Annotated in this window: 23 protein-coding genes; 10 read left to right on the forward strand and 13 right to left on the reverse strand. The window is 61.5% G+C overall.

The features are described 5' to 3' along the window. Window positions 1-24: 24 nt before the first annotated feature. The 7 genes from acpS to folK all read right to left on the reverse strand — a co-directional run bounded on the left by acpS (window position 25) and on the right by folK (window position 6,014). Window positions 25-450, reverse strand: coding sequence for a holo-ACP synthase (gene acpS / locus FHS64_RS09055; protein WP_167177881.1), 426 nt, complete (start codon window positions 448-450; stop codon window positions 25-27). Then, window positions 447-1,199: a pyridoxine 5'-phosphate synthase gene (locus FHS64_RS09060; RefSeq protein WP_167177882.1), complete on the reverse strand. Its 753-nt coding sequence runs from the start codon at window positions 1,197-1,199 to the stop codon at window positions 447-449. Before FHS64_RS09060 ends, acpS begins: the two co-directional genes overlap by 4 nt. A 12-nt stretch (window positions 1,200-1,211) precedes the next feature. After that, window positions 1,212-1,796: an orotate phosphoribosyltransferase gene (gene pyrE / locus FHS64_RS09065; protein WP_167177883.1), complete on the reverse strand. Its 585-nt coding sequence runs from the start codon at window positions 1,794-1,796 to the stop codon at window positions 1,212-1,214. A gap of 48 nt (window positions 1,797-1,844) precedes the next feature. Continuing rightward, window positions 1,845-2,609: an LOG family protein gene (locus FHS64_RS09070; protein ID WP_167177884.1), complete on the reverse strand. Its 765-nt coding sequence runs from the start codon at window positions 2,607-2,609 to the stop codon at window positions 1,845-1,847. A 35-nt stretch (window positions 2,610-2,644) separates the two neighbouring features. Then, on the reverse strand, window positions 2,645-4,816 hold the full coding sequence (locus tag FHS64_RS09075) for a RelA/SpoT family protein (protein WP_167178108.1): 2,172 nt from the start codon (window positions 4,814-4,816) through the stop codon (window positions 2,645-2,647). Between the two features lie 176 nt (window positions 4,817-4,992). After that, entirely contained in the window at window positions 4,993-5,352 is a 360-nt protein-coding gene (rpoZ, locus tag FHS64_RS09080; RefSeq protein ID WP_167177885.1) for a DNA-directed RNA polymerase subunit omega, read from the reverse strand. A gap of 113 nt (window positions 5,353-5,465) precedes the next feature. Next, entirely contained in the window at window positions 5,466-6,014 is a 549-nt protein-coding gene (gene folK / locus FHS64_RS09085) for a 2-amino-4-hydroxy-6-hydroxymethyldihydropteridine diphosphokinase (RefSeq protein ID WP_167177886.1), read from the reverse strand. Between the two features lie 32 nt (window positions 6,015-6,046). Here folK and FHS64_RS09090 point away from each other — a divergent pair, with 32 nt between their 5' ends. After that, complete coding sequence (locus FHS64_RS09090) at window positions 6,047-6,592, forward strand: LabA-like NYN domain-containing protein (RefSeq protein WP_167177887.1); 546 nt, start codon at window positions 6,047-6,049, stop codon at window positions 6,590-6,592. Window positions 6,593-6,656: 64 nt separating this feature from the next. Here FHS64_RS09090 and FHS64_RS09095 read toward each other — a convergent pair whose 3' ends face one another. Next, window positions 6,657-7,868: an N-acetylmuramoyl-L-alanine amidase family protein gene (locus tag FHS64_RS09095; RefSeq protein WP_167177888.1), complete on the reverse strand. Its 1,212-nt coding sequence runs from the start codon at window positions 7,866-7,868 to the stop codon at window positions 6,657-6,659. A 477-nt stretch (window positions 7,869-8,345) separates the two neighbouring features. Here FHS64_RS09095 and FHS64_RS09100 point away from each other — a divergent pair, with 477 nt between their 5' ends. Genes FHS64_RS09100 through FHS64_RS09110 form a run of 3 tightly spaced genes read left to right on the forward strand, consistent with a single transcriptional unit; the run spans window position 8,346 to window position 13,462 of the window. Beyond that, complete coding sequence (locus FHS64_RS09100) at window positions 8,346-11,141, forward strand: Rne/Rng family ribonuclease (RefSeq protein ID WP_167177889.1); 2,796 nt, start codon at window positions 8,346-8,348, stop codon at window positions 11,139-11,141. Window positions 11,142-11,195: 54 nt separating this feature from the next. Then, window positions 11,196-12,611 carry a M48 family metalloprotease gene (locus FHS64_RS09105; protein WP_167177890.1) on the forward strand — a complete coding sequence of 472 codons (1,416 nt, stop codon included), beginning with the start codon at window positions 11,196-11,198 and terminating at the stop codon, window positions 12,609-12,611. Between the two features lie 32 nt (window positions 12,612-12,643). Then, window positions 12,644-13,462: a DsbA family protein gene (locus FHS64_RS09110; RefSeq protein ID WP_167177891.1), complete on the forward strand. Its 819-nt coding sequence runs from the start codon at window positions 12,644-12,646 to the stop codon at window positions 13,460-13,462. A 54-nt stretch (window positions 13,463-13,516) separates the two neighbouring features. Here FHS64_RS09110 and FHS64_RS09115 read toward each other — a convergent pair whose 3' ends face one another. Beyond that, window positions 13,517-14,305 carry a thiazole synthase gene (locus tag FHS64_RS09115; protein WP_167177892.1) on the reverse strand — a complete coding sequence of 263 codons (789 nt, stop codon included), beginning with the start codon at window positions 14,303-14,305 and terminating at the stop codon, window positions 13,517-13,519. A gap of 60 nt (window positions 14,306-14,365) precedes the next feature. After that, window positions 14,366-14,563: a sulfur carrier protein ThiS gene (gene thiS / locus FHS64_RS09120; RefSeq protein WP_167178109.1), complete on the reverse strand. Its 198-nt coding sequence runs from the start codon at window positions 14,561-14,563 to the stop codon at window positions 14,366-14,368. A gap of 200 nt (window positions 14,564-14,763) precedes the next feature. Here thiS and aroQ point away from each other — a divergent pair, with 200 nt between their 5' ends. From aroQ to lepB, 5 genes are all read left to right on the forward strand, one after another. Continuing rightward, window positions 14,764-15,207: a type II 3-dehydroquinate dehydratase gene (gene aroQ / locus FHS64_RS09125; protein WP_167177893.1), complete on the forward strand. Its 444-nt coding sequence runs from the start codon at window positions 14,764-14,766 to the stop codon at window positions 15,205-15,207. A 35-nt stretch (window positions 15,208-15,242) separates the two neighbouring features. After that, entirely contained in the window at window positions 15,243-15,710 is a 468-nt protein-coding gene (accB, locus tag FHS64_RS09130) for an acetyl-CoA carboxylase biotin carboxyl carrier protein (protein WP_167177894.1), read from the forward strand. Window positions 15,711-15,718: 8 nt separating this feature from the next. Then, window positions 15,719-17,071, forward strand: a complete 1,353-nt coding sequence (gene accC / locus FHS64_RS09135) for an acetyl-CoA carboxylase biotin carboxylase subunit (RefSeq protein ID WP_167177895.1) — start codon at window positions 15,719-15,721, stop codon at window positions 17,069-17,071. Between the two features lie 4 nt (window positions 17,072-17,075). Continuing rightward, window positions 17,076-17,756 (forward strand): leucyl/phenylalanyl-tRNA--protein transferase, encoded by a 681-nt coding sequence (gene aat, locus FHS64_RS09140; RefSeq protein ID WP_167178110.1) that lies wholly within the window; start codon window positions 17,076-17,078, stop codon window positions 17,754-17,756. 88 nt (window positions 17,757-17,844) lie between these two features. Next, window positions 17,845-18,594, forward strand: a complete 750-nt coding sequence (lepB, locus tag FHS64_RS09145) for a signal peptidase I (RefSeq protein WP_167177896.1) — start codon at window positions 17,845-17,847, stop codon at window positions 18,592-18,594. Window positions 18,595-18,600: 6 nt separating this feature from the next. On the opposite strand, the gene FHS64_RS09150 is transcribed toward lepB, so the two are convergent. The 3 genes from FHS64_RS09150 to FHS64_RS09160 are packed head-to-tail and all read right to left on the reverse strand — an operon-like array spanning window position 18,601 to window position 20,030. Further along, on the reverse strand, window positions 18,601-18,939 hold the full coding sequence (locus FHS64_RS09150) for an EF-hand domain-containing protein (RefSeq protein ID WP_167177897.1): 339 nt from the start codon (window positions 18,937-18,939) through the stop codon (window positions 18,601-18,603). A gap of 15 nt (window positions 18,940-18,954) precedes the next feature. Further along, window positions 18,955-19,641 (reverse strand): DUF2155 domain-containing protein, encoded by a 687-nt coding sequence (locus FHS64_RS09155; protein ID WP_167177898.1) that lies wholly within the window; start codon window positions 19,639-19,641, stop codon window positions 18,955-18,957. Next, complete coding sequence (locus FHS64_RS09160; RefSeq protein ID WP_167177899.1) at window positions 19,638-20,030, reverse strand: NADH:ubiquinone oxidoreductase subunit NDUFA12; 393 nt, start codon at window positions 20,028-20,030, stop codon at window positions 19,638-19,640. The genes FHS64_RS09155 and FHS64_RS09160 overlap by 4 nt, the downstream gene beginning before the upstream one ends. Window positions 20,031-20,250: 220 nt before the next feature. Here FHS64_RS09160 and FHS64_RS09165 point away from each other — a divergent pair, with 220 nt between their 5' ends. Next, complete coding sequence (locus tag FHS64_RS09165) at window positions 20,251-22,767, forward strand: TSCPD domain-containing protein (protein WP_167177900.1); 2,517 nt, start codon at window positions 20,251-20,253, stop codon at window positions 22,765-22,767. Window positions 22,768-22,781: the final 14 nt, after the last annotated feature.

The following is a 22,781-nucleotide window of genomic DNA, read 5'->3' on the forward strand; positions in this document are numbered from 1 at the left end:
CGAATCCCCCGCAAAATACGAGGCTCAGTTCCGAGCCGTAACCTCTGACGAAACAGCGGGCAAGGCTTCGATGATTACGAATGCTTGAGAATACGGGTATTCATCGGTCATGGTCAGATGAATTCGCGCTTCAAAGCCTTCGGGCGTCAGTCGCTTCAGATGATCGGCGGCATTTCCCGTCAGTTGCAGGGTCGGCTGACCGGACTTGAGGTTCACCACCCCCATATCGCGCCAATAGACATCCGAGCGTATGCCGGTGCCCAGCGCCTTGGCGCAGGCCTCCTTGGCTGCAAACCGCTTGGCATAGCTCCATGCGGCATCCGGTTTGCGGTCCGAACGGGTGCGTTCGATATCGGTAAAGACTCGGTTCTTGAAGCGGTCGCCAAAGCGTTCCAGCGTCTCTTCTATGCGACGGATGTCGCACAGATCGGAACCGATGCCGATAATCATGCGCCCTGTACCGAAAGCGCAGCATCCATAGCGGCCCGCATCCGGCGGATCGCCGCATCCAGACCCGTAAACACCGCCTCCCCGATCAGGAAGTGGCCGATGTTCAGTTCGACAATCTCGGGAATGTCCAGAATGGTCGCCGCCGTCGCATAGTCCAGCCCGTGACCGGCATGGACTTCCAGTCCAAGCGCGTGCGCCTGAGTGGCCGCGGCCTGAAGGCGTTTGAACTCGATGGCACGATCAGCTCCCGACAGGTGGCAATAGCGCCCCGTGTGGAACTCCACGACCTGTGCGCCGACGGCCGCTGCCGCTGTGACCTGCTCTTCGGATGGTTCGATAAACAGTGACACCCGCACACCGGCATCCGCCAGAGCCTTTACGACCGGCTGGATGCGTGGTTCGAAACCGGCAACCGCCAGTCCGCCCTCGGTGGTCACTTCCTCGCGGCGCTCCGGCACAAGACAGGCCGCGTGCGGCTTGTGACGCAGAGCGATGGCCAGCATCTCGTCCGTCACCGCCATTTCGAGGTTCAGTGGACGGTTGGCGCGGCGGCACAGCGCGCTCAGAATATCGATATCGGCGTCGGTGATATGGCGACGGTCTTCGCGCAGGTGCGCCGTAATACCGTCCGCACCCGCCGCCAAAGCCTGTTCGGCGGCACGGGCCGGATCGGGATGAGCCCCGCCACGCGCATTCCTGACCGTGGCGACGTGGTCAATATTGACGCCAAGGCGGACGTGACGGGTCATCGGCATACTTCCTTATTTAGACAGGCGGCGGCTGCCCGGATCTTCAACCGGCAGTGCAGCCAGCTCTGGCGGCAGAGCATCGGCAGGATAGGCCGGAACATCCATGGTCGCCAAGGCGATCAGCGGCACACCGACATCGGCACGGCCACCCGAACGGTCAACAATACAGGCCGCAGCGATCACATCGCCGCCCGCCTTCTTGATCGCTTCGATGCATTCGCGCGACGACAGGCCGGTCGTGACGATATCTTCGACCATGACGATCTTCTCGCCCGGCTCGACCGAGAAGCCACGACGCAGCTTGAACTCGCCGTCCACGCGCTCGACATACATGGAACGCACCTTCAGGTGCTTGGCGGTTTCGTAACCCGGGATAATGCCGCCGACAGCGGGCGAAATCGCCGCGTCAACCGGACCAACCGTAGCCACGACCTTCTCGGCCAGCGCCTTGCACAGACGCTCGCAGCGCTCGCCATCCATGAAGACAAGGTTCTTCTGGAGGAAGACGGGGCTGTGCAGACCCGAGGAAAGGACAAAATGACCCTCGCGCAGGGCGCCAGCGTCGCGGAATTCGTTGAGGACGTCTTCAGTGTTCATGGACGTCGTCCATAGACCCGCCCGCGCCCGCCCTCAACCCATAGCGCCCTATTCTCGTGCTTCGTGCGGCTGTAAGCCGCCCTCCAGAAGCTTGGCCCAGACGGTTTCGGCATCATCGGCAAAGGCAAACAGGTCCATATCCGACGGATGGATCATGCCATGTTCGGCAAAGGCCTCGAAATTGATCACCGAGCGCCAATAGGATTCGTCGAACAGGATGATCGGGATGGTCGGAGCCTTGCCCGTCTGGCGCAGGGTCAAAATCTCGAACAGTTCGTCCAGTGTCCCGAACCCGCCGGGGAAGACCACCAGCGCATTGGCCCGCATCGCCAGATGCATTTTACGCATGGCGAAATAGTGGAACTGGAAGGTCAGCTCCGGCGTCGAATACGGGTTGGGATATTGTTCGTGCGGCAGGGTGATGTTGAAGCCGATTGACGGAGCCCCCGCCTCCATAGCCCCGCGATTGGCCGCTTCCATAATGCCCGGCCCACCGCCGGTGGCGATGACGTTGTCACGCGGTTGGCCCACAGTGCCACGGATCGCCCCGCCCTGTTCGGAGGCGATACGGCCAAACTCGCGCGCGCCCTCATACCAGCGATGGCCCTCGGGAATACGGGCGCTGCCAAAGACCACGATGGTCGAGCGCACGCCCCATGAACGCAGGGATTCCTCGGCCTTGGCGTATTCCATCTGAAAACGCACCCCGCGCATGGAATCGCCCAGCAGGAAGTCGGGATCGGTTGCCGCCATACGATAGGATGGAGAGGCAAGCTGCGCCGCATTGGCGGCACGGCGCTGATCGTCATTCATGGGTATACTCCGTGGGATTACCGCGAAGGGACGGGTCAACCGCGAACGCGGTCGACCACATCTACCTTCGGATTGGCCCGCAAGGCGGCCACGATCATCGTGGCATGGCGGGCGTCCTTCACCTCGACGTCCAGTTCGACATCAAAGAAATCATGCTGGCGGTGCGACATGGACAGGTTGAGGATATTGCCCCCCGCCTCGCCGATTGTCGTTGCCACCTGCCCCAGAACCCCCGGTGCGTGCTGGATGGTGGCGTGAAGGCGCACCGATCCCATCGCATCCGTTTCGGCCTGAGGCGTCCACTGCATATCGCGCCAGACGGTGTCGTCATCGGCATAGTCAGCCAGCGACTGGCAATCGATCGTGTGAACCGTCAGGCCGGTATCTACGCCATCGGCACCGACGACCTCGTGGATACCGACAATACGGTCCCCCGGCACAGGACAACAGCAGTCGGCAAAATGGATGCTGACCCCCGGTGTCAGGCCCGAGCCGCGCACGAACAGACGCGCCGATGAATCCTGAAGGCGTTTGCGCTCGCCGCTACCCTGAATCTGGCCCTTCAAGGCCGGGAACAGGATTTCAGCGACCTTGGACACGGCAATACGGCCACGGCCCACAGCATCCAGCAGGTCATCCTCGGTGGCAACCGTCAGGGTTTCCAGCGCCGCTTTCAGGGTCACATCTTTCAGCGACTTGCCATGCTGGGCCAGTGTTTGTTCCAGCGAAACGCGGCCCAGACGGATGAACTCCTCGCGCTCGGATACACGGATATGGCGACGGATGGCCGAACGGGCACGGCCTGTAACCGTCAGGCTACGCCAGTCGGTCGGCACCTCGGCCTTGGAGCCGCGAATGATCTCGACCACATCGCCATTTTGCAGGGCCGTACGCATCGGCTTCAGTTCGCCGTTGATCTTTACGCCCACCGCGGTGTCGCCGACATCGGTATGCACCGCATAGGCAAAGTCCAGCGGCATGCCCCCGCGCGGCAGGGTAATCAGCTTGCCCTTGGGCGTGAACACGAACACCTGTTCGAGATACATTTCGAGCTTGGCGTGCTCGACCCAGTCCTCGCCGCCCTCGCCGTGCTCAACGACTTGAACGAGGTGGCGCAGGTTCAGCAGCGGATCGCGTCCGCCATCGGCCTGCATCGCCTCGCGGTCCAGACCATAGGACTGGTTCTTGTAGCGCCAGTGCGCGGCCACACCGTCCTCTGCCACGCGATCCATGGCCTCGGTGCGGATCTGCATCTCGATCTTCATGCCCGCAGGGCCGATGACCGTCGTATGCAAGGAGCGGTAGTTGTTCGACTTGGGCGTCGAGATGAAATCCTTGAACCGGTCCGGCACCATCGGCCAGATGCGGTGGATGATCCCCAGCGAGCGGTAACAGTCGTCCTCGCTCTCGACGATGACGCGGAACCCGTAAATATCCGACAGGGACGAGAAGCCGACAGCCTTGCGCTGTAGCTTGCGCCAGATGGAGTACGGGGTCTTCTCGCGGCCCTTTACACGCGCCTTCAGGCCGCCCTCGGCCAGCACACGCTCGATCTCGGACGACACGCGGGTAATGGCACTGCCATGTTCCAGCTTCAGAGCTTCGAGGCGGCGCATGATCGCCGTGCGCGCCGTCGCATTCAGATGCTCGAAGGCCAGTTCTTCCAGCTCGGATGCGATCGAATGGATACCGATCGAACGACCCAGCGGGGCATAGACTTCCAGCGTTTCGCGGCTGATCCGCTCGCGCTTCTCGGGCTTCACATATTGGAGCGTCCGCATATTGTGCAGACGGTCCGCCAGCTTGACCAGCAGCACCCGCACGTCGCGCGAAATGGCCAGAATGAATTTGCGCAGGTTTTCGGCCTGACGCGTATGTTCGGCCTGTAGTTCCAGACGCGACAGCTTGGTCACGCCTTCCACCAGTACCGCAATCTCTTCGCCGAACATCTCGGCAATGTCGTCGCGCGTGGCCGAGGTGTCCTCGACCACATCGTGCAGCAGTGCCGTCACGATTGTCGCCGTATCCAGTTTATAGTCGGTCAGAATGCCGGCCACCTGGATCGGGTGCGCGAAATAGGGGTCGCCCGAGGCCCGCAACTGCGAGCCGTGCATCTTCATCGCATAGACATAGGCCTTGTTCAGCAAGGCTTCGTCTGCGGTCGGATCATAGGCCTTTACGGCCTCGATCAGCTCGAACTGGCGCATGACCTGATTACGGCCAGCCCCATGGCTGTTACCGGAACTGGATGCTGTAGACGCCAACGGCGCCGCCCCGTTAGGGGACGACGCCGTTGTGTTATTCTTTGCGGCATTATCGGTAGTCGACGTTTCCGCCGAAGGCCGCGCCGGGATAATGGTTACGCCAGTGGCAGGCATGGCCGTCAGTAGCGTTCTTCCTGCCCACCATCACGGTCGCTTTGCAGCGCACGGATGAGTTCGGCCTCGGCCATGTTCATGTGCTGCGGCTCGGCCAGCAGCGCCACGACTTCGGCTTCGTCTTCGGCCTCGGTGCGCTCGTCAACGCGTTGGAGCGTGACAACGATGTTTTCCAGCAGTTCGTCCGGCAGGACGGTTTCGTCTGCCAGTTCGCGCAGGGCCACAACCGGATTCTTGTCGTTATCGCGGTCGATGGTCAGAGCCGCACCGTTCGCAATATTGCGGGCGCGGTGACCGGCCAGCAGAACCAGACCAAAACGGTTCGGCACCTTTTCGATGCAATCTTCGACAGTGACGCGGGCCATGAAATTCCTCGGGCGACAGGGAGAACCATATAAAGTACATAAGCGAGGCCAATTACGCAATGGCAACTGACCCTGCTAAAGTCGGAAAACGCAGGTTTATTGCTTGCTTGCGCCTAGAATGCACCCTGCCCGACCGGCGCGGCATCCATACCCACGCTGGCACGCATCGCCAAGTCCCTCGCCGTGTCCCCGCTATCCGGATGACGCCATTCAGGTGCAATCTCGGCCAGCGGCCCCATGACGAACAGTCGTTCGCTGGCGCGCGGGTGCGGTAAATACAGACCGTCCAGATCGCCACTGATCCGCCCATAGGCAATCAGGTCCAGATCAAGCGTACGCGGCGCATTGCGCACGGAACGCACGCGCCCCAATGCGTCTTCGATGCGGGACAACAGCTGCATCAGGGCCTTTGGCTCTAGCTCGGTTTCAACAATCGCCACCCCGTTCAGAAACGGCGGATCGCTTGGATCGGGCCATGCCGCAGACTGCCACCATGATGAGCGGGCCACGATTTTCAAACCGGCCAGTTGCAACTGCGCAAGCGCTTCTTCCAGCCCCTGCTTACATGATACAAACTTGCCCTTGTCATTCGCCCCGAGTGCGACGATGACTGCATTTGCAAGGTCGCGATTTCCAGCGGGATCTGATTTTTGCGAACTCAAACCGAATGCCTTTTTAAACAGGACTATTTTTCATGCCGACTTCCGACCGCATTGCGCTTTTTATCGACGGCGCCAACCTTTATTCAGCGGCACGCGCCCTGAATGTCGATCTGGATTTTCGCAAGCTTTCCGACCATTTCGGCCGTCAGGGTCGCCTGATCCGCGCCTATTATTATACGGCCATCGTCGAGGGCGAGGAATTTTCGCCGGTGCGACCGCTGGTCGACTGGCTGGACTATAACGGCTTCACCGTCATGACCAAGCCGGTGCGCCGCTTTACCGACGCACAGGGCAATACCCGCACCAAGGGCAATATGGATGTCGAGATTGCTGTCGACATGCTGGAACTGGCCCCTCACCTCGACCATGTGGTTCTGTTCTCGGGCGATGGCGATTTCCGCCGTCTGGTCCAGTCGGTACAGGCCAAGGGCGTGCGCGTGACCGTGGTGTCCACCACCAAGAGCCAGCCGCCGCAAATCAGCGACGAACTGCGCCGTCAGGCCGACGCCTTTATCGACCTGTCCGACATTATGGGTGACTTCTCCAAGCCCAAGCCGCCCATCAGCCGCGAACGCTAAGCCGGAAACACTGATAAGCTTGCGCCGTGCGTTCGGTGATCCGAATGCACGGCCTCTCCGGCAATCAGCCCGCGCCACCGCTTTGCGCGACGTGAACCGGCGCACTGGGCTGTCGGAAATAGTTGTCGATACCTTCCGCGACCGAGCGCATCAGACGACGGCGTGAACGCTCGTCCGACAAGACGCGACCGTCTTCGGCATTGGTCATAAAGCCCATTTCCAGCAATACCGCCGGCACATCAGGTGCCAGCAACACAGCCAGACCCGCCGCACGGTGGCTTCGGCGCAGCATGGAATGGCCATCGCCTTCCAACTGCGTCAGCAGACCGCGCGCGAACTGGGCCGAACGGTTCTGGGTCGCGCGCTGGGTCATATCCAGCAGGATACGGTCCACCGACGGATCACGACCACCCGGCAGGCGCAGATCACGCTGCCAGTCATCATGGCTGGTAAACTCGCGAACCGCACGGCTCGCCCCTTGCTCGGACAGCGTATAAACACTGGCCCCGCGCAGCGCCGGATCGGAACCGGAATCCGCATGCAGGGAAATAAACAGGTCCGCATTGGCATCGCGGGCAATCTGCACACGACGGCCATGGCCTACATAAACATCGCCGTCACGGGTCAGACGCACACGATAACGCCCCGTGCGCTCCAGCGCCGCTTTCAGTTCGCGGGCCGCCGACAGGGTGATGGCCTTTTCCCAGACCTCGTGCCCTTGCGAACCCGGATCGCGTCCGCCGTGGCCGGCATCAATCACAATCAGAGGCTTTTCGGTGCGCGTCTGGGGTACGCGTGCCGTAACGACCGCGGCCTCGACGGCCCCTGTCGCCTTAAGGTCGATCACATAGCGATAATAGGATACGCCATCACCGGGCGGCAGCAGGAAGCGACGCTCGACCGTCGCACCGCGCGCCAGCGCCAGATTGATCCGCGCACCACCCGAGCCGCTTTGCAGATTATAGGCCCGCACCAGACCGGCCCCGTTGCCCGACAGCCCGCGACCGGGATCGATCTCGGCAAGGGTTACGGCAATTTCGCCATTGGCACCGTCGGAAACCACACGGCCACGAGTTTCGCGATCCAGATCAATCACAACGCGGGTGCGCTGGGCATCGCCACCAAAGCGGACCGACTTGACCTGCATGTCCGATCCGCGCGCCAGGCTGAAGCCAGCCGTCAGCACGGCCGCGCTGGTCACAGCCGCTGCCAAGGCCGACAATGACCACTCACGCAGCCCCCAACGTCTAGGGTTCTCGCGCCAAACGCCTCGCATCGGAAAGACGAAACTCCTTACATCTTCGCATACTGCCTACCCTTTGACCGTTAAGGATTTCGTAAAGAAAAGCATATGCGCAATCATTTTGCATTTTGTCAGAATGGCGCCTATGTTCACAAGACTGCGACAGATCGCGCCTATGCCCCTGTGCGGCATCGGGCACGCACTCCTCGCGGCGTAACTATATTATTCACCTCATTCCGAAGGTGGGACGATAGTCGTCCTGCTCAGGATAAAGCGGGTTCGGACCGCAGCCTCAACAGACGGGCGCGACCGATCCCCGGACCGACAGAACCATGGGCCAACACGCCTGCGACACCATCCGGCTTTTGAATGCCGACTTCGCTTCCGGCGAAGGTGGGATGTGCGCGCGTGGCCTTATCCACATTCGGCGAGCCGCTCCCCTGCTAACGGGGTCCATCCATGCGAAGGATTTCGCGGGGCAAGGGCTGGCGCGCCTTAGAGAGACACTGCATGTCAAAAACCATGTTGATCGATGCGGCGCACGCGGAAGAAACGCGCGTCGCTATCGTGGACGGCCGCCAAGTTGAGGAATTCGACTTTGAATCCCGCGGTCGCCGCCAACTTCGCGGCAATATCTATCTCGCCAAGGTCACTCGGGTAGAACCCAGCCTTCAGGCGGCCTTTGTTGAATACGGCGGAAACCGTCACGGTTTCCTCGCCTTCAACGAAATTCACCCTGATTATTACCAGATTCCGGTCGCCGACCGCGAAGCCATCATGGCCGAAACCGGCGATGAGGATGATGATGACGATCTGGGCCGCGACAGCGGTGACGATGAAGGCGATTCCGAAGGCCGTCTGGCCGACGAGGAACGCCTGAAGCGTCGCCTGATGCGTCGTTATAAAATCCAGGACGTTATCAAGCGCCGTCAGGTGCTGCTGGTTCAGGTCGTCAAAGACGAACGCGGTGCCAAGGGCGCGGCCCTGACCACCTGGCTGTCTCTGGCCGGTCGTTACTGCGTGCTGATGCCTAACACCGGCAAGGGCGGCGGTATCTCGCGCAAGATCACCAACACCTCTGACCGTCGTCGCCTGAAGTCCGCCGCTGCGGCCCTCAAGGTGCCGGAAGGCATGGGCCTGATCATCCGTACCGCAGGGGCCAAGCGCACCCGCGCCGAGATCAAGCGCGACTATGAATACCTGCTGCGTCTGTGGTCCACCATCCGCGACACGACGCTGAAATCGACGGCACCGGCTGTCATCTACGAAGAAGAAAACCTTGTCCGCCGCGCCGTGCGCGACATGTACGACAAGGACTTCGACGGCATTCAGGTCGAAGGCATCGAAGGTTTCATTCAGGCGCGTGATTTCATGCGCGTGCTGATGCCATCGCAAGCCAAGAAGATTCATCTGTATCAGGGCACCCGTCCGCTGTTCGCCTCGAACGGCATCGAGGAAGTGCTGACCCAGATCCACCAGCCGGTCGTTCCGCTCAAGTCGGGCGGCTATCTGGTCATCAACCAGACCGAAGCTCTGGTGGCTATCGATGTGAACTCGGGTCGCTCGACCAAAGAGCGCAATGTCGAACAGACCGCCGTCAAAACCAATATCGAAGCCGCCGTCGAAGCCGCACGCCAACTGCGTCTGCGCGACTTGGCCGGTCTCGTTGTCATCGACTTCATCGACATGGATGAAGGCAAGAACAACCGCGCTGTCGAAAAAGTTCTGAAAGACGCGCTGGCACAGGACCGTGCCCGCATCCAGATGGGCCGCATCTCGCCTTTCGGCCTGATGGAAATCAGCCGTCAGCGCCGTCGTCTCGGCGTCATCGAAGGCGCGACCGAGGCCTGCGCCTGCTGTCAGGGTACGGGCCGTGTCCGTTCGGCGGAGTCCGCCTCGCTGACCACCTTGCGCGCTGTTGAAATCGAAGCCGGTCGCAGCGGTGCCGGTTGCATCACCCTGCGCGTCTCGACCGCAGTGGCGATCTATATCCTGAACCACAAGCGCGACTATCTGCAGCGTCTGGAACAGATGCGTGGCCTGAAGGTCATCGTACAGATCGACGACTCGCTGGCTCAGGGCGAACACCATATCGAACGCACCGAAACCAACGAGGACTTCGTTGCGCCGCAAGGTCAACTGGACCTGTCGGTTCTAGATGACGGCATCGACGACAACGCCTTCTTCGACGAGGACGAAGACGAAGAGGACGATGATGACGTCATCGCCCACGACGATGACGAGACCTCCGATTCCGAGGACGAAGACCGTACCGAGCGTGACGATGACAGCCGTGGCAACCGCCGCCGTCGCCGTCGCCGTGGTGGCCATGCCCGTCAGGACGAAGACACCGAAACGACCCGCGCTGTCCCCGAAGACGAAGATGACGACAGCCGCGGCAACCGCCGTCGCCGTGGTCGCCGTGGCGGACGCCGCTCGCGCGAGGATGGTGATCGCGACGTCTACAGCTGGGTGCGTGGTCGCACGCCGTCGCTTGACGACCCGTATGTGTGGTTCGATCCGCTCAATCCGCAGCGTCAGGAACGTCTTGAGCGCCCACAACGCGCCGAAGCCCCTGCCGAAGGCGTTGAGGGTGTCGAGAACACCGAAACCACTCTGATCGCTTCGGACGAAGAGGGTAACGGCCGTCGTTCGCGCCGTCGTCGCGGCCGTGGCCGTGGTCGCAACCGTGATCAGGGCGAAATGGTCCACGACGCCAAGGTCGAGGATCGCGCCACCAATGAGGGCCTGCCGGTCGAGGGCAATCCCGACCTGCCGATCGCTGTCATGATCGAACCGGAAGCGGTTGAAGCGGTCGAAACGGTCGTGTCCGACGTTGCCGTCGAGGCTACCGAAGACGCACCCAAGCGTCGTCGTGTACGTCGCAAGACCCGCAGCACCGGTGAAACCGTCGCCATCGAGGCCGAAGCCACCGAAGCCCCTGCTGTCGTCAGCAACGATCAACCGCCGTTCGTGGCTGTCATCCCCGATGACCGCATCATCGAAAAGGCCGCAGAACGTCACGCCGAGAAAGAGGCCGAGGCCGTTCCTGCCAAGCTGGACGTCACGCCGACCCAGGCCTTTGCGATTGAAAAGGCCATTGATGAAGCGCGCGAAGCTGTGACCGAAACGCCTGCTCCGGCAGTCGTCGAGGCTCCGGCCGAGACAGCGGCCATCGAACCTGTCCAGACCGAAGTCGCAGACACGGTTGAGGCAACGGTTGATGTCGAAGACATGATTGCCAATGATCCGAACCAGATCGGCGCGCCGCCTGAAAAACCGAAACGTGGTTGGTGGCGCCGTTGATCGGCCATGATTTGACGTGAGAACAGGTGGAAGATCGTTGCTCTGGAGTGCGCCATGATCCGGTTTTCCACTACCCTCTCTCGCCTGCTGGTTGCCGGGACGGCGGCGGCTGCCTTGATGGCTGCCGCCCTCCCCGCCTCCGCGCAAAGTCTGATCCGTGACACCGAGATCGAGGCGATTATCGACGAATGGTCTGCGCCGACCCTGACCGCCATGGGTCTGGAGCCGTCCGAGGTCGAGATTTTGCTCGTCAATGACGAGAGCCTGAACGCCTTCGCCACACGCGGGCGCATCATGGGCCTGAATACCGGCCTGATCTTGCAAACCAAGACGCCGAACCAGCTTCTAGGCGTGATCGCGCACGAAGCGGGTCACATCAAAAACCGCCACACCCTGCGTGACGGTGCCCAGAATGCGGGCATGCAGCCCATGATTATGACCATGGCGCTGGGGGCACTGGCGGCACTGGCCGGTGCGCCGGATGCCGGCGCGGCCCTGCTGGCCTCCAGCCAGTATTTCGGCACGCTGGGTGCGCTTCGTTACATGCAGTCCCAAGAGGGCGAGGCCGATATTACCGGTGCTCGCGCTCTGGAGCGCGCCGGTGAATCCGGTCGTGGTCTGGTCGAGTTCTTCGAGAATTTCCGCTCGCAGGAAGTGTTCTCGGATGCCCGCCGCTTTCCCTATTTCCGCAGTCACCCGCTGTCTTCGGCCCGTATCAGCGCCCTGCGCGGGCCTGTAGAGCGTGCCTCGCACTACGAAAACCGTGACAGCGAGGAACGCATCGCCCAGCACGCGCTGGTTCTGGCCAAGATCCACGGCTTTATGGACCATCCGAACACGACGCTGCGGCTTTATCCTTCCAGCGATACGTCCGTGCACGCCCGCTATGCCCGCGCCATTGCATGGTACAAGAACGGCCAGACCGACAAGGCTCTGGAAGGCGTCGATGGCCTGCTGGCCGAGCAGCCCGAAAATCCCTATCTGTGGGAGCTAAAGGGCCAGATCATCTTCGAGGAAGGCCGTCCGGCAGAAGCACTCGATGCCCACAAACGGGCGGTCGAACTGATGCCCGAAGCCCCGCTTCTGCGTATCAACTATGCCCACGCCCTGCTCGAAACCGGCGAGGCCGAACAAATCGCCAAGGCCGAGACCGAGCTGAAATACGCCTTGGCGCGTGAAGACGACAATCCTATGGGCTGGCGTCTGCTCAGTCAGGCCTATGCCTCGCAGGGCAAGGAAGGCGAGGCCCGTCTGGCCTCTGCCGAATACTGGTTCGCGCTGGGTCAGGCCAAACAGGCCAACGAGTTCGCCCTGCGCGCCCGCGACATGCTGGACCGCAACTCGATCGAATGGCGCCGCGCCACCGATATTGTCCTGTCTTCCGGCGCATCCGAAAACGATATCCTTGAAGCCGAACGCCGTAACGAACGCCGTCGCGGCCAGCAGGTCATTCCTCCAAACGGCGTCTAGGCCGTCCCTTCCCCACCAGATTACAGATATTCATGTCCGATACGCCTGAAACGACACCTGAACCCTCCGCGAAAACCGAAGCCGCGCCTGTAAACACAGCACCTGCAAAGGTGGCACCTTCCAAGGGGACAACGACGGTACTGGCGGGTGCCGCACTGGCGGTTTCGGCCGTGGCTCTGGTCATGGCCTCACTACCCTATTTCGGTGTCGGCATCGGCCCGCAGGTGCGCGGCTATCTGCTCGGCAACCCGCAGATTCTGGAAGAGATGATCGCCGCCCGCCAACAGGCCGAGGACCAGAACATCACCTCGGCCATTGATGCCGCCGTTAAGGCCAATCCGCACCTTCTGGCCCATGACGCCCGCGATCCGGCTGTCGGTCCTGAAAACGCCAAGGTGACGGTGATCCAGTTCTTCGACTATCGCTGCCCCGGCTGTAAGGCCGTGTCGGTGCCATATCGTGAAATGATGGCCCGTTATCCCGACGTGCGCTTTGTCTTCAAAGAATGGCCCATTCTGGATAATGGCGAGACGGTCACGTCCAACTATGCCGCCCGCGCGGCTCTGGCCGCCAACCAGCAGGGCAAGTTCATGCCTGTCCACGCCGCCCTGATGGACGAACGCTCGCTCAGCATCGAAGCGATCAACCAGATCCTACAGGAACAGGGTGTCGACATGGCTGCGGCTCAACAGGCCATCGCCTCGGCCGATACCGCCCGCCACATCACCGACATCCACACAACCGGTGTGGCGCTGGGCCTTCGCGGCACCCCGACCTTCTTCGTCAACGGCAAGGCCAGTGCCAGCATCGACCCCGCCGATGTCGAACAGATGATCAAGGCCGCCCAATAAATAAAAAGGCCGGAAGCTTTCGCTTCCAGCCTTTTTTCTGTGTCGTCCCGATCTTTAGATCAGCCCCGCCAGAGGCGAGGACGGGTCGGCAAACATGCGCTTCTTCATGCGGCCCGCCAGATAGGCTTCACGACCGGCAATCACCGCATGCTTCATGGCGCTGGCCATCAGGACCGGATCACGCGCCTCGGCAATCGCCGTGTTCATCAGCACACCGTCACAGCCCAGTTCCATAGCCACAGCCGCATCGGACGCCGTGCCCACACCGGCATCCACCAGCACCGGCACCTTGGACTGTTCCACGATCATGCGGATATTGATCGGGTTCTGCAGACCCAAGCCCGAGCCGATCGGCGCGCCCAGCGGCATGATGGCCACGGCCCCAGCATCTTCCAGCTTGCGGGCATAGACGGGATCATCGGTGCAATAGACCATGACCTCGAAACCCTCAGCGGTCAGCAGTTTCAGCGCACGCAGGGTTTCTTCCATGTCGGGATACAGGTGCTTCTGTTCCGACAGGACTTCCAGCTTCACCAGCTTCCAGCCACCGGCTTCGCGCGCCAGACGCAGGGTACGCATGGCGTCATCCGCCGTGAAGCAACCCGCCGTGTTCGGCAGATAGGTGTATTTCTTCGGATCGATATAGTCGGTCAGCACCGGCTGGCCGGGGTCCGTCAGGTTCACGCGGCGTACGGCCACGGTCACCATTTCCGCGCCCGATGCCACGACAGCGGCGGCGTTCTGTTCATAGTCACGGTATTTGCCCGTGCCTACGATCAGGCGGGAGTTAAAGGTGCGACCAGCGACGGTCCAGCTATCGGTACGAGGGGCGGATTCGGTCATACAAAACACCTAGCCCCACTCGTGCGCCCGCGAAAGCCACGATACCCGATTTGATGATGCTCAGCCACCGCCAACGAACTGGACCAGTTCGATCTTGTCGCCATCCGACACAGGCGTCGTGGCATGCAGCGAGCGCGGCACGATTTCGAGGTTCAGCTCCACGGCCACCTTGCGCGGGTCCAGCTTCAGCTCCTCGATCAGGGCCAGAATGGTAGCCGCAGCCGTTTCGCGCCCTTCACCGTTCACTTCGATACGCACGTTCATACTCCGATCCGTCAGTTCTTCATCATATGGCGCTAAGCATGCCTCAACTCAATCACCCAGTTTAGCACGGCCCAATCGGCGTCATATTATGACGCAACGTCAAGATTTCAGTCAGATGCTTGGCGTTCCCCCCCAACTCGGTCTACAAAGCACACGATTCCGCGCGCGTGGCGTGCGCCTTCCCATAAGAGCGAATGCCCGAAACGCCTGTCCTCTATGTTCTGAACGGTCCGAACCTCAATCTCCTCGGAGAGCGTGAGCCAGAAATCTATGGCCGTGACACACTCGCGGACGTTCAAAAGCTGTGCGAAAACGCAGCCGATGGCGCTCGCATCGTGTTTCGCCAGTCGAACCATGAAGGCCAGCTGGTGGACTGGATTCAGGAGGCCCGCAAGGAAGCCTCTGCCCTGATCATCAACCCGGCAGCCTACACCCATACTTCGGTGGCGCTGCTGGATGCCCTGAAAACCCTTTCTATCCCCGTCATTGAGTGCCACCTGTCGAACCCCGCTGCGCGCGAGGCCTTCAGGCACCACTCCTATGTGTCTCTGGCCGCTACCGGCGTGATCGCCGGTCTGGGCGTCCAGGGATATGAACTGGCCGTCAAGGCGGCCCTGAACCTCATCCGTTCGGCCTAAGCGGCTACGGCTAAGTACTACGAGAAGAGACAAAGATGTCCGACAAACACACCGCCATCGACGCCGATCTGGTCCGCGCCCTCGCCAATATCCTGAACGAGACCGAGCTGACCGAGATCGAAGTCGAAAAGGACGATCTGAAGATCAAGGTCAAGCGCGAGATCACCGTCTCCGCAGCTCCGGTCCAGTACGCTCCGGCACCTGTCGCGGCTGCTCCGGCTGCCGCTGCTGCTGCACCGGCTGCTGCCGCTCCGGCCAAGCGTTCGGGCGAAGAAGTGAAGTCGCCGATGGTTGGCACCGCCTACCTGCAACCGGCTCCGGGTTCCGATCCGTTCATCGCCGTGGGTGCCAAGGTCAAAAAGGGCCAGACCCTGCTGATCGTCGAAGCCATGAAGACCATGAACCCGATCACCGCACCGCGCGACGGCGTTGTGGCTGAAATCCTCGTCGGCGACGCCCAGCCGGTCGAGTTCGGCGAAGCTCTGGTCGTTCTGGAAGCCTGAGCCTGAGTATGTTCACCAAGGTCCTCATCGCCAACCGTGGCGAAATCGCCCTTCGGGTGCATCGCGCCTGTAAGGAAATGGGTATCTCGACGGTGGCCGTTCACTCGGAAGCCGATCGCGGTGCTATGTGGGTGCGTCTGGCTGACGAAAGCGTCTGCATTGGTCCGGCTCCGGCCGCCAAGTCGTACCTGAACATCCCGCAAATCATTGCTGCTGCCGAAATCACCGGCGCGCAGGCGATCCACCCGGGCTATGGCTTCCTGTCGGAAAATGCCCGCTTCGCTGAAATCATCGAAGCGCACGGCATGACCTTCATTGGTCCCAAGCCCGAGCATATCCGCATCATGGGCGACAAGATCTCGGCCAAGAAAGCCGTCATGGACGCGGGTATCCCCGTCGTTCCCGGCTCGGCGGGCGAGGTTGAAACCGTTGAAGACGCTATCGAAGCCTCCAAGGCCATCGGCTTCCCGCTGATCGTCAAGGCGGCTGCCGGTGGTGGTGGTCGCGGCATGAAGGTCGCGATGACCGCCGACGATCTGGTCGAGGCTGTCCAGACCGCACAATCCGAGGCGCTGGCCGCCTTCGGTAACGGTGCCGTCTATATGGAACGCTACCTCCAGAAGCCGCGCCACATCGAGATTCAGGTCATCGCTGACAGCCACGGCAACGTGGTCCACCTCGGTGAACGTGACTGCTCGCTGCAACGCCGCCACCAGAAGGTGCTGGAAGAAGCCCCGTCACCGGCTCTGTCGGCCGAGGGTCGCGCCAAGATCGGTGAAGTGGTCAACAAGGCCATTGCCGCCATCGGTTACCTCGGCGTCGGCACCATCGAGTTCCTGTGGGAAGACGGCGAGTTCTTCTTCATCGAGATGAACACCCGCCTGCAGGTCGAGCATCCGGTCACCGAAATGATCACCGGTGTGGACCTCGTGCGCGAACAGATCCGCATCGCTGCGGGCCTGCCCTTGTCGTTCACGCAAGACGAAATCGAGTTCAAAGGTCACTCGATCGAAGTGCGTATCAACGCCGAGAACGCCGAAACCTTCACCCCTTCGCCGGGTACGGTTACGGACTTCCACGCTCCGGGTGGTCTGGGTGTACGTCTCGATAGCGCGATCTTCGCCGGCTATTCGATCCCGCCTTACTATGACAGCCTGATCGGCAAGCTGATCGTGCATGGTCGCGACCGCGAGGAAGCCATTGCACGCCTCAAGCGCGCTCTGGGTGAAACGGTTGTCGGCGGCGTGGATACCACCATCCCGCTGTTCCAGAAGCTGTTGCAGGAGCCGGACATTCTGTCGGGCGACTACGACATCCACTGGCTGGAAAAATGGGCTGCGGCTCAAAAGGCGAAAGCCTGATTTGATCGAAGAGGAAGACCCCGAGTTCAGCGCAACGGAGCGCGAGGTGTTTGACGCCGCCGCCCTCCTGCGCTGCTACGCCAACGGGGTCTTTCCCATGGGAGAGGCGCGGGATGATCCCCGCGTCTTTCTCGTTGAGCCGGACCAGCGCGGCATATTTCCGCTGGATCGCTTCCACATCCCCACACGTCTGAAACGCACGGTTCGCAGCGAGCCGTTCGATATCCGCGTCAACACGGCCTTTCTCAGCGTCGTGGATGCATGTGCCTCGCCCGCCAAGGGCCGCGAGGACACATGGATCAACGGCCCGATCCGCCGCCTCTATGGCGAGATACACGCCCTTGGCCATGCCCACAGCGTCGAATGCTGGAAGGACGAGGTTCTGGTCGGTGGCCTTTATGGCGTCTCGCTGGGCAGTGCGTTTTTCGGCGAGAGCATGTTTAGCCGCATGACCGATGCCTCCAAGGTCGCCCTCGTGCATCTGGTGGCCCGTTTGAAACGCGGCGGCTTCACCCTGCTGGACGCCCAGTTCATCACCGAGCACCTGATGCAGTTCGGGGCGCAGGAAATCCCGCAGAGCGCCTATCTTCGCAAACTGGCACCGGCCCTGAAGATCAAGGCCGATGCCGCCAGCCTTGCCCACCCCATGAGTGGCGTCGAGGCCGTGGAACGCGCTCTGATATAAATCTGAAATCCATGTCCGGACACGACAGTTCGCTGTCCGGACAGGGTTTCACTGGCGTTCTGTCCAATACGGTCGGCCTATATTGGCCATGACCCAAGCTCAAACCCACAGCCTCTGGCGCGAAATCATCAGCTTCGGCATGCCCCTGATTGTGGGGCTGTTAGTGGCAACCGTTCTTCGTATCGTCGCCTATCAGCCCTTCACCATTCCCTCGTCGTCCATGTCCCCCGGCCTTTTGACCGGCGACTATATTCTGGTGTCCAAATTCGCTTATGGCTGGAGCGCAGCCTCCCTGCCCTTTGGTTCTCCCGAAGGGACAGAGCGGTTGATGGCGTCAACGTCGGAACGGGGCGATGTGGTTGTGTTCCGCCTACCGCGTGATCCTTCGCAGGTCTGGATCAAACGGGTCATCGGTCTGCCGGGTGATACGGTGCAGATGCGCGATGGCCAGTTACTGATCAACGGCTCCAAGGTGCCACACACCGCGCTGGGGCCGGCCTTCGATCTTGATGAGCCCACCCGACCTGTCGAAGCCTTCGAGGAGCAACTGGGCGGAGGTCGCGCCTATATCACCTATGATGGCGGGCCAAACCTTGCCGGTGACAATACCGCCCCGATCCATGTGCCAGCGGGCCACTATCTGATGATGGGTGATAATCGCGACAACTCGCTCGATGGCCGCTGGGGACCTGAAACCGGTGTCGGCTTCCTGCCTGCCAGCCATATCGTAGGGCGTGCCGAGCGGATTGCGTGGTCGTGGAAACCTGGGGCTTCGCTGGTCAAGCCGTGGACATGGCTGAACCTGAGGGGCGATCGCCTGATGAAGCCAATCAAGTGATACGGGTTAGCGGGCGTGAAACTCTTCGATGGACAGGACGCCATCTTTATTGCGGTCAAGCTGCTCGAAGGTGACGCGTACAGGGTTCAGGGTTTGCGCCAATGACGGTGCCGCCACTGCCCCCAGGGCCAGAACAGCCAAAGCGACCGCTCCAGTCCTTCGCCAGTTCACAATCTGCAAACGCGGTTTTGACGGCTTTTCCAGCTCGGTATCGATAAAGTGCCGGATGGCCTCGCTGGCCGTGCGTCCCTCGACGCGACACCGCTGCATGAAGGCATGCTTTGTCTCAAAGGGCATACGGACTTCGACGGTCTCGGTCTTTTTCGGCTGTCGTTCCGTCACCATGCCCAGCGTCCCGATTTAGCGGTTCTTACAGCCCACCACCCACGCATCATACAGCGGGTGTTCCAGCCCGTTCAGGCTGGGCGAGGAGGCAAACATCCAGCCCTTGAAGACCTGACGCGCCTCGTTGGACGGCTGGGCCGAGCGAGGCTGCACACCGATTTCCAGATAGGCGATGGCGTCTTCGGTCAGTTCGTTGGCACCGCTCACTTCACAGGCGCGCACCTTGAAGATCAGGTTCTTGGAAAAGCGCACAGGACGCCCGCCCACCTCGACCTCGAACTGCATGGTTTCGGCTGTGGTCTTGTCGATGGCCTGAACCAGAGCTACCGGCAGGCGACGACGCACCGTGCTGGTTGGCTCTTCAACCGTGGCTTCGGCTGTCGTTTCTTCCTCGGCGATCTCTTCGCCGTCTTCCGGCACCTCTTCCTGAGGCGTCGGCTCAACCACGGTCAGCGACGTAGTGCCCGCAGGAATATCCTGGACAGGCACGGTGGGTGCGGGCGGTGTCAGCGGTTGTGGCGTCGGCGCAGGTGCAGGCGCAGGGGCCGTCTGGGCCGCCTTCGCGCGCAAGGCATCGCCCACCGGATCCTGAACAGGAACCGCATCTTGCGGAACATCCATCAGGGCGGCGGTGACGCCAGCCCCTGACAGACCGAGGCCTGCGGCGACAATGCCGCCCAGCAGAACCCCGCGCAAACTCATTCCGGTGTCCAGGCTTGATAGTCGCCGGTCGCTGCCGGACGTTGGCCTGTCGCCATCAGCGAACCTTGCGGACGACGCGCATAGGGCGTGCCCGTCATGTTCGGCAGGTGATCTTTTTCCCACGACTGACGGTGCAGCGGCTTCTCGCTGGGGGCCTCGTCATAGGTATAGCGCAACCAGCCCTGCCATTCCGGCGGAACCTTGGTGGCTTCGGCATAGCCGTCATAGATGACCCAGCGACGCTTGCGGCCGTCATACGAGACATTGTCGCGCGACTGGTAATAGCGGTTGCCGAATTCGTCCGTGCCGATCAGGCTGCCACGCTTGCCCACCGTGAAAAGGGTGCCAATGGTGGCACCGTTCCACCAGGTAAAGATCTTGCTCAGCACGTCGTGCACTCACTTAAAATCGCGCCGCGAGGAAAGGGAGTTCAGCGGCTTTGCAATCATAGAAACCTCTGGCCGTTACGTCCAGCGGTCCCACACGCTTCTGTCAAAAACCTTTGGTCCAATATCTTGGGGGTAACCCCTATGTGGCCCACAATATCTATTGAGAATGGTTAAATGGCCGCTCTAGGCTGTCTGCTTGATGCAGGCGTGGAGGCGATCCATGAGTGGCGCATTCGATTTTGATAATGCTGTTCGCGGCCTAGAGGTGGAATCACGGCGTATCGAACGCCCGTCCTCGGTCGCCTCTGTATCTGCGCCTTCAAGCTGGACCGATGCCCGTATCGAGGCATGGCTGGACTGGCTGGAACCGCGCCTGTCCCCCGCCCATGCCCGCCGATTGGCCAGTGACGGCGACATAGGCCAAGCCCTTGCCCACTGGTTACAGCCTCTGGTCCAGCGCGCTCTGGACGACGGCCTTTTCGAGACCGCAACCGCCAGCGTCCTTTTGTGTGGTCTTCAACGCGGCTGGGTGGCCCCAGCTGTCAGCGAAGCCGCACAAACCCTGAATTCATTGCCGCTTAGCGAACCCGATGCGGCGGCCCGACTGGATGATTTCCGCCGCCATGCGCGGGGTGCCCGCCTGTCGGCCATGGCTCTGGCCACGGTCGAAGAGGCCCTGAATGGCGTCAGTAATGCCGTCATCCGCTGCGAAGGCCCGCGCGAGGCCTGCGGATCGCCCAAGACCAATCCGGCACTGGCCCGCGCCGCCGCCCACGCCCTGCGCTGCGGTGCATCCGATGCCGATATTGTGCGGGCCATTGAGGGCGAACCTCTGGGTTCGTCCTCCAGCGCGGTCAGTCCACGTCTGGTCATAGAGGCCGAGCGCGACCTGCTGGCTGCGGGTGGATCACTGGCGCTGCAACTGGCCGAAGCCTCGATCGAGGGCGATGTCGTCATCACCTTCGATCCCGCCGATGCGCTGGCCCTGTCGCAAGCCACACTCGAAACGCGCATCCAGTTCGACCTTGAGACCCTCTATAAGGATACCGGCTCTAACTGGCAGAGCGTTCTGGAAACGCTGGTGTCCAGCTGGACAGTGCTGTCGGTTCTGATGGTGCCCGCACATCCGAACGCCTCGCCACGTCTGGCTTTCGGCTTGGGCGGATTGGCCGATCTGGCCCTGCGGCTCGACTATGACAATCCGGCCGATCTGGCGCGTGAAACCGCGACCTTTGTGCGTGCCCACTATACGGCGGCCTCGGTAAGGCTCGCTGACCGTTTGGGTCATGCTGATGATGCCGAAACCTGTCATGCGGGTCTGCGCCTGTTCATTCAGGAAGGTGAAGCGGCGCTTCGTCTGGGCCTTTCGCCCTTTGCTCACCGCGATCTTTACCAGACCGGCGATGGCGAGCCCGCCCCGCGCCTACGTCCGTCCATCGCACATGCTCTGGGACATCAGGGTTGCGACAGCGCCGAGCGCCATCTGTTCGGCACGCGCACCTTGGCGGGCGAGACGGCCATCAGCTTTGAAACCCTGCACGATCTGGGCTTTACCGAGCTGGAACTGGAAGGTCTGGAACAGGCTCTGGCATCGGTGGAGTATATGGAGGATGCCTTCCGCAGTCCGGTTCTGGATGGTGGTTTCATCCGCGATGTTCTGGGCCAAGACCCTGCCAGTGACGCGCCGCTCCTGCCACGCCTCGGTTTTTCGCAAGCCGACATTTGCGCCACTCAAGCACAGGTGCTGGGCTATCCTGACCTGACCCAGTGGCCGGATGCGCCACCTGCCCTTGCCGAATGGCTGGCCCTGACTGCCGACGACATAGAAGCCGAAATCGTGGCCGCGCTGGATGGTCTCAGTGACACCCCTGCTCCGCTGCGGATTGATCTGGACTGGGACGAGACGCTTGTGGATGGCGCACGCGCCATTTCCCATGCCGCCCGCGAAGGTGTCCGCGCCCTGTCCCTGCGCCGCGCACGCCCGCCTGCCGATTTCGGCTTTGATGCGGACATTCCCCCTGCAGAGCCTGTCACGCCCGAAATCGCGGCGACTTCCAATGCCCCGCAAACCCGTGTCGTCGAACGCGTGGTCGAACGAGACCGCACCCGCCGCAAGCTGCCAGACCGTCGCAAGGGCTATATCCAGAAGGCCGCTGTCGGGGGCCACAAGGTCTATATCCACACCGGCGAATACGAAGACGGCGAACTGGGCGAAATCTTCATCGACATGCACAAGGAAGGGGCCGCCTTCCGTTCGTTGATGAACAATTTCGCCATCGCCATCTCGATTGGCCTGCAATACGGCGTGCCGCTGGACGAGTTTGTCGATGCCTTTGTGTTCACCCGTTTCGAGCCTGCGGGCCGCGTAACGGGCAATGACTCGATCCGCTCTGCCACGTCCATTCTCGACTATATTTTCCGCGAACTGGGCGTGTCCTATCTGGACCGTACCGAACTGGCCAATGCCGCCGGCGAAAGCAGCGATGGCCTCGACAGCCCGAACAATGACGCCGAGACGGTGCCCGCCGCCCGCTTCATTTCCAAGGGCTTTGCGCGCGGTGCCACGCCGGACAATCTGGTCGTCGTACCGTTCGGTAAAAAACAGGATCGCCCCACACCTGCACCCACCGTATCGGATGCAACCGCCTGTCCGTCTTGCGGCGACTTTGCCCTGCAAAACCGTGGTGGTGGCTGGACCTGTGACAGTTGCGGGGTAAGTCCGCAGATGCAGGGCTGATCTTTCACGGCACA

Origin of the sequence: Brevundimonas terrae (genome assembly GCF_011761985.1) — a bacterium.
Lineage (GTDB): Bacteria > Pseudomonadota > Alphaproteobacteria > Caulobacterales > Caulobacteraceae > Brevundimonas > Brevundimonas terrae.